This window comes from Microbulbifer sp. 2205BS26-8, from assembly GCF_030731025.1.
GTDB lineage: Bacteria > Pseudomonadota > Gammaproteobacteria > Pseudomonadales > Cellvibrionaceae > Microbulbifer > Microbulbifer spongiae.
This window is the reverse complement of sequence record NZ_JAVAMR010000122.1, coordinates 1-1,272: the sequence shown is the minus strand read 5'-3', so window position 1 is coordinate 1,272 and position 1,272 is coordinate 1. Positions and strand designations below refer to the sequence as shown.

1 protein-coding gene is annotated in these 1,272 nt (G+C 53.1%); it reads right to left on the bottom strand.

Annotated elements, in window-relative coordinates:
• On the bottom strand, positions 1-1,272 hold a 1,272-nt coding region (locus Q5Y71_RS16805), incomplete at both ends, for an IS66 family transposase (protein WP_306043228.1).

The following is a 1,272-nucleotide window of genomic DNA, read 5'->3' as shown; positions in this document are numbered from 1 at the left end:
TCGGTGTAAACTCGGCGCAGGTAATCGTAGGGCTCAAGCCCATTGGCTTTAGCTGTTTCGATTAGCCCATATAGTGCAGCGCTGGCCTTGGCTCCTCTGGGGGTATCACTGAACAGCCAGTTCTTGCGACCGATCACAAACGGACGGATGGCATTTTCTGCAGCATTGTTGTCGATATTGAGCCTTCCATCTTCGGTGTAAACCAGGAGCTTTTTCCAGTTCTTGTGCAGATATCCGAGTGCTTTTCCAAGGGTGGTTTTTGGCAGTGATTTTGGTAGTGTTTTTTCAAGCCAGTTATGTATTTTGGCCAGCACCGGCAGGCTTTCTTTCTGACGAAGCCGGTATCTTTCATCCGCGGTGAGGCGCTGCCCTTTGCGTTCTATGCCGTATAGGTGGCCAATGTAGTTGAGGGCGATGTCGGCTTTGCTCAGCTGCTTTTTACCTTTTGGCTTGCTGGTTTTGCCACCGGCAACCTTTTGTGCTTCGACAAATTTGCGCCGTGCATGTGCCCAGCAGCCGAGGTGGATAATACCCTGTTCTGTGCCCACGGCATGATAGCCAACGTAATCGTCGGTTTGCAGGTAGCCATTGAAGCCAGACAGCAGTGTGTTGGCCACGGCTCCGCTGCGACTTGGATGGTAGTCGTAGAGAACAACTTTTTGGCCGGGTGCGCCGCCCAGGCGCACCCACATGTAGGATTGGCTTTGCGGTGCTTTGTCCAATTCTTTCAGTACTTGGAGAGGAGTTTCATCGCACTGGATGATGAGGCCTTCCTGTAATTTATCCTCAAACAGGTTCAGTAGTGGTTGTACCAACTCGCTACTACGGATAATCCAGTTTGCCAGGGTGTTACGTGGTAGATCCACGCCAATGCGGCGGAAGATCTTTGTTTGTCGGGCGAGCGGTAATGCATCCTGGTACTTGGCAACGGCGATGTGAGCCAACAGACCGGGGCTGGCGTTACTCTTGGGAATGGGTTGTAGCGGTAGCGCTGCGGTTTTTACGCCCGACTCACAGGCCTTGCAGGCGTACTTCTTGCGCGTTTGCTGCAGTATCTGAATTTTGGCTGGGATGATATCCAATTGTTCGCTAAGGGCTTCGCCAATCAGTTGCATCTGACAGCCACAGATGCAAAGCTTTTCCTCTTCAGGAAGGTCGTGCTCGATGCGTACGCGGGGGAGATCCTCCGGCAGTGGTTTGCGGCCGGCAGGCTTTTTGCGCGTGTAGGTAACGGTTTCGGTGGTGGGGGCAGGATCTTCTGCGTCTTCGTCA